This is a genomic window from Nocardia sp. NPDC003345 (assembly GCF_053589395.1).
In genome coordinates this window covers 1-5,549 of record NZ_JBSFRU010000387.1, presented here as the reverse complement: position 1 = coordinate 5,549, position 5,549 = coordinate 1, and the positions used below count along the sequence as shown (strand labels likewise).

The following is a 5,549-nucleotide window of genomic DNA, read 5'->3' as shown; positions in this document are numbered from 1 at the left end:
GTTAATAGGGCCCCACCCTCGAGCGGCGGAGCCGCTCCAAAATTACAGCGCGACCCTTCGCGGAGGGGCACATCCCAACTCACCTTCGCGGAGAGGTCACCTCTCAACTCCTTCTTCGCGGAGGGGCACATCCGGACCCACCCCTTGCAAAGCCTCCACCATCAACACCCGTCGTGGCCGGGTGTCCGGGGTCGCGTCTCCGGACTACACAGCTTGCGCTTCGTCCTGAGCGTGCTGAGCCCGGGCCACCTCCTGCGCCGTATACCGCAGTGTGAGCGCGATGAGCCCGACCAGCAGCGCGCCTATGGCGGCGACCAGGAGGGCGAGGGTGTAGCCGTCGCCGAGCGCGGTGATCTCGCCGGCTGTCATCTCGGCGGGTTTCTTGTTGGTGCCGCCCTCGGACAGGGTGCGGGAGGCGGCGAGGGGGGTCAGTACGCCGATGGCGATGGGGGTGCCCAGGTTCAGGAACATCTGGCCGATGGCCGAGAGTGGGCCGATCTCGTCCGGCGGGACTCCGACCAGGACGCAGAGGGGGATGAGCACCATGGCGATACCGATCCCGAATCCGATGATCGAGAACAGCGGCAGCAGGGTGGACCAGTAGCCGACGTCGGCGTCCAGGGTGGAGCCGTAACCGAGGCCGGCCACGAGGACCGTGGCGGCTCCGACGAGTAGCCAGCGGGGGGCGATATGCAGGGCCAGCCGGGTGGCCACCGCGCTGCCCAGGCCGACGCCGACGGTGAACGGGATGAACGACACCCCGGCCACCAGCGGGCTGTAGCCGACGACGTTCTGCACGAACAGGCCCGCGAAGTAGGTGGTGGCGCCGAGGATGCCGCTGGCCAGCAGGATGACCACGAAGGTGGCGACCCGGTCGCGGCTGTCGAACAGGGACCAGGGCAGCAGTGGGTTGTCGACGTAGCGTTCGGAGAACACGAACAGCGGCAGCAGGACGGCGCCGGCGATCAGGGTGCCGTAGACCAGCGGGCTGCTCCAGCCGAGTTCCGGGCCCTCGGTGGCGCCCCAGACGATCAGGGCGCAGGCGAGGGTGCCGAGGAACGCGCCGCGGATGTCGAGGGTGAGCCGGTGATGGTCGGTATCGCGCAGGGTGAACAGCGCGCCGATCACGATGAGCGCGCCGATGGGCACATTGATCAGGAAGATCCAGCGCCAACTGGCCTCGGTGAGCGCGCCGCCGATGACCAGTCCGCCCACCGAGCCCAGCGCGACCATCGAGCCGAAGATGGCGAAGGCCTGATTCCGGACCTTGCCCGGGGCGAAGGTGCTGGCCACCAGCGCGAACGCGGTGGGGGCGGCGAGCGCGGCGCCGGTGCCCTGGAAGGCCCGCGCGGCGACGAGCATCTGTTCGCCCTGGGCCAGTCCGCACAGCAGCGATGCCAGCGTGAACAGTCCGACGCCGGCCACGAACATGCGCCGGCGTCCGAAGGAGTCGCCGATGCGGCCGCCGAGCAGCATGAGTCCCGCGAACGGCAGGCCGTAGGCGGTGATGGTCCAGGCACTGCCCGAACTGGACAGCCCCATCTCCTCTTGCAGGCGGGGCAGCGCCAGGATGACCACGGTGCCGTCCAGCACCACCATCAGCTGTAACCCACTCAGTACGAGGATGGCCAGACCGAAGGCCCGCTTCGTCACTGGATACTGCACGGCTGGTGGGTTATCGAGCACAGTGGGTCACTGTAACCGACGGTCGCTCGCTGTCACGGGGGCGGCGGTGAACCCGGCTGTGGGTCCGATCACTACGATCGCGGGCGGCCGGATGCTCTCGGTTCGGACCCGCTCGGCCACATCGGCCAGGGTCGCGCGGACAACTCGCTGGCCGCGCAGGGTCCCCTCCTGGATGACCGTGGCCGGGGTCCGGGCGGGCCGGCCGTTCTCCCGGAGCACTGTCGCGAACTGCTCGATGCGCTCTACCGCCATCATCAGGACCAGGGTGCCGCGTAGCTTCGCCAGCGCCGGCCAGTCCACCAGTGAATCCGGGTGATCCGGCGGGATATGCCCGCTCACCACGACGAATTCGTGGGTCACTCCGCGGTGGGTCACCGGTATGCCCGCGGCCGCCGGGACCGAGATCGGGCTGGTGATTCCGGGGACGACGGTGACGGGGACCCCGGCGTCGACACATGCTTCGAGTTCCTCGTAGCCCCGGCCGAAGACATAGGGATCGCCGCCTTTGAGCCGGACCACGAATTTGCCCGCCCGGGCACCGGCGACGAGCGCCTCGTTGATCGCTTCCTGCGCCATGGCGCGGCCGTACGGGATCTTGGCCGCGTCCACGACCTCCACATCGGGCCCGAGTTCGGCGAGCAGTTCCGGCGGTGCGAGCCGGTCGGCGACCACCAGGTCGGCGCGCGCGAGCAGGCGGCGGCCACGGACGGTGATCAGGTCGGGATCGCCGGGCCCGCCGCCGACCAGCGCCACACCCGGTGTCATCGGGGTCGCGTCGTCGGTGACCGTTCCCGACTGCAGGGCCTCCAGCAGTGCGGTGCGGACGGCGGCGGACCGCCGGTGCCGGCCGCCGGCCAGCACGCCGAGGCTCATCCCGTCGTAGCGCGCGGTGGCGGGGGTGACCGCCGTTCCGGATTGGGCGTGATCGGCGCGGACGCAGAAGATCCGGCGCCGGGTCGCCTCCGCGACGACGGCGGCGTTGGTCTCCGGTTCGTCGGTGCAGGCGATCGCGTACCAGGCCGCGTCGAGGTCACCGTCGGCGTAATCCCGCAGGACGAGCGAGATCTGCCCGGCGGTGGCCATTCCCTCGACGGCGGGGGTGGCCTCCCGGGCGATCACCGTCACCTCGGCGCCCGAGGAGATGAGCAGGCCCAGGCGGCGCTGCGCCACGGTGCCGCCGCCGACGACGACGACCCGTCGCCCGTCGAGATCGAGTCCCACCAGGTAGTTCGAATCCCCGGCGGTGAGGTTGTCGGTATCGGCTGACGTGTTCGGCACAAGGCTGGAGCCTACGTCCCGGGCGGGTCGCCGGGCCCACCCGGTTGCCGGTGTGCGGCGCCCCGCTGCCCGTGGCGTCAGGTCAGGACGATCAGTTCGGTGCCGGAGGCCACTTCGACGCGCAGCCCCGCGGTGCGGGCGACCCGGGCCAGGGCCCGGACGTCGCCGGGATCGGCCCGGGTCAGCACCAGGGCGCGGGCCAGCAGACCTTTGTGATGTTTGTTGAAATGACTCACGACGGTCCGTGAACCGTCCGCGTGTTCGGTGAGTACGGTGGCCGTCACCGCGCCGGGAACCCGGCCCAGTTGCTGATAGGTGCCCGACCGCAGGTCCACCACCAGATCACCGTCGGTCGCGTCGCGCAGGGCGGGGACGAGCCGGTCGCGCCAGACGGCGGCCAGGGTGGGACGGCCGGGGAGTTTCGAACCGCCCGACAGCCGGTAGGCGGGGATCGGGTCGCCCGCCCGGACCGCGCCGAACAACGCCGAACCGATCGCCAGCCGCGCATAGGCCTTCGCGCGCTGCGCGCGGGTGAACGATCCGGCGTCGAGGGCGTCGTAGAGCACGCCGGTATAGCGCTCCAGCGCCGGGCGGGTGGGCGCGGTGCGCAGCGCGGCGTTGCGCGCCAGTTCGGGTTCGGCGTTCTTACCGAGCCCGAGCACCGTCCGCGCGGCCTCCGGATCGGCGGACAGCTTGGTCAGATCGTCCACCAGCCCGTCGCGGATCTCGGTGAGCGAATCGAACGCCAGCGCCCCCAGGTCGAGCGGGCCGCCGGTACCGCCGTCGGATTTGGTTTCGGAAGGAGGTAACAGCACCAGCACGAGCGGTTACGGTACCGGGCCGCCGCGGTCGGGTACCGCCGTGGTCAGCGCACCGCGTCCAGGAATGTCCGGGTGCGCTCGTGCTCGGGAGCGGTGAAGATCTGCTCGGGTGGGCCCTCCTCCAGGATCCGGCCGTGATCGAACATCAGCACCCGGTCGGAGACATCGCGGGCGAACCCCATCTCGTGGGTGACGATGAGCATGGTGATATCGGTGGTCTCGGCGAGTTCGCGCAGTACGTCGAGCACCCCGCCGACCAGTTCCGGGTCGAGCGCGGAGGTCACCTCGTCGAGCAGCATCACCTTCGGGTCCATGGCGCAGCAGCGTGCGATGGCGACCCGCTGCTGCTGTCCGCCCGACAGCTGCGAGGGGTGGGCCTTCGCCTTGTCCGAGAGGCCGACCATCTCCAGTAGGTCCATGGCGCGCCGGTTCGCCTCGTCCTTGGATTTCCCCAGCACGTGGATCGGGGCCTCGGTGATGTTCTCCAGCACGTTCATATTCGGGAACAGATTGAACTGCTGGAACACCATCCCGACCTGTTTGCGTACCGCGCGCAGATGTTTCTCCCGGGCCGGCACCAGTTTCGCGCCGCGCTGTTCGTGCGTGAGCATTTCACCGTCGACCCGGATGGTTCCGCCGCTCACCGATTCCAGCGTCATCAGCAGCCGCAGGATCGTCGTCTTACCGGACCCGGACGGCCCGATCAGCGTGACCTTCTCGCCGCGCCGGACCGTGAAGTCGAGGTCGTCGAGCACCACCAGATCACCGAAGCGTTTGACCACGCTGTCGAATTCGATCATCGGGCGGGCCGCGGCGGCGGTATCGCCGTCCTGCGCGCCGGAGACCGGGTCAGTAGTAGGCAAGTCGCTTCTCCAGTCTTCTGATCAGCACCGAGGTCGGGTAGCTGGCCACCAGGAAGAACACGCCGGCCAGCGTCATCGCCTCGAGATACGCGTAGTGGCGGGCGCCGAACTGCTGTGCGGCGGTGACCAGTTCCACCACGGTGATGGCGAACAGGAACGGGGTGTCCTTGAACATCGATACCGCGTTGGTGCCGAGTGCGGGCAGGCTCGCCCGGATGGCCTGCGGCAGGATCACCGCCCGCCAGGTACGGCCCGGTGGCAGCGACAACGCGCGTGCCGCTTCCCACTGTCCGGGCGGTACCGATTCGATACCGGCCCGGTACACCTCGGCCAGATAGCCGGCGTAGTGGATACCGAGTACCACGACCCCGATCTGCAACGCCGAGAACTGCGGCAGCAGGCTGTAGGCGAACAGCAATTGCACCACCAGCGGGGTGAACCGGATGAACTCGCTCACCCCGTGCACCGGTGCGGCGATCCAGCGCGGCGCCGAGCGCCGGACGATCGCCACGACCAATCCCAGGACGGCCGCGATCGCGAATCCGAGCACCGTCGCCAAGAGGGTGATCCGGAAACCGTCCCACAGCACCGGCAGTGCCTCGGCGGCCCGCTCCCAACTCCACTCCACACTCATGTTGTCTCCTTCGGGCCAGGAGCACGCGGTCCGCGGAGGCCGGAGCGTATGCGGAGGTATCGCATCACGGCGCCACCTTCCGCCGGTCGGGCGCGGCCACCGTATCCAGTGATTTGTCCGGTGCCAGGCGCAGTACTTCGCGCATCGAGGGGCCGCGTCCCAGTTTGTGTTTGGCCCGCGCTTCGAGCAGGTTCATCCCGAGCGTCAGCAGATACGCGATCACGAAGTAGATCAGCAGGCCGATACCGAAGGCGAACAGGGTGTCGC

At 69.3% G+C, this 5,549-nt stretch carries 5 protein-coding genes and 1 pseudogene; all 6 read right to left on the bottom strand.

Going from position 1 to position 5,549, the window contains the following annotated elements; translation table 11 throughout:
- Positions 1-204 precede the first annotated feature (204 nt).
- Positions 205-1,686 carry an MFS transporter gene (locus ACWDU1_RS28760; RefSeq protein ID WP_450003234.1) on the bottom strand — a complete coding sequence of 494 codons (1,482 nt, stop codon included), beginning with the start codon at positions 1,684-1,686 and terminating at the stop codon, positions 205-207.
- A gap of 6 nt (positions 1,687-1,692) precedes the next feature.
- On the bottom strand, positions 1,693-2,964 hold the full coding sequence (cobA, locus tag ACWDU1_RS28755; RefSeq protein WP_450003232.1) for a uroporphyrinogen-III C-methyltransferase: 1,272 nt from the start codon (positions 2,962-2,964) through the stop codon (positions 1,693-1,695).
- 77 nt (positions 2,965-3,041) lie between these two features.
- Positions 3,042-3,785 (bottom strand): peroxide stress protein YaaA, encoded by a 744-nt coding sequence (gene yaaA, locus ACWDU1_RS28750; RefSeq protein ID WP_450003231.1) that lies wholly within the window; start codon positions 3,783-3,785, stop codon positions 3,042-3,044.
- A 44-nt stretch (positions 3,786-3,829) separates the two neighbouring features.
- Positions 3,830-4,585: an ectoine/hydroxyectoine ABC transporter ATP-binding protein EhuA gene (gene ehuA, locus ACWDU1_RS28745; RefSeq protein WP_450003236.1), complete on the bottom strand. Its 756-nt coding sequence runs from the start codon at positions 4,583-4,585 to the stop codon at positions 3,830-3,832.
- Between the two features lie 49 nt (positions 4,586-4,634).
- Positions 4,635-5,282 carry an ectoine/hydroxyectoine ABC transporter permease subunit EhuD gene (ehuD, locus tag ACWDU1_RS28740; protein WP_450003229.1) on the bottom strand — a complete coding sequence of 216 codons (648 nt, stop codon included), beginning with the start codon at positions 5,280-5,282 and terminating at the stop codon, positions 4,635-4,637.
- 64 nt (positions 5,283-5,346) lie between these two features.
- Positions 5,347-5,549 (bottom strand): annotated as a pseudogene (locus ACWDU1_RS28735) (hypothetical protein); the annotation flags it as partial.

Bases quoted from the DNA above. Each gene is read 5' to 3' on its own strand.
- ehuA (WP_450003236.1), bottom strand. From the start codon at position 4,585: ATGATCGAATTCGACAGCGTGGTCAAACGCTTCGGTGATCTGGTGGTG.
- ehuD (WP_450003229.1), bottom strand. From the start codon at position 5,282: ATGAGTGTGGAGTGGAGTTGGGAGCGGGCCGCCGAGGCACTGCCGGTG.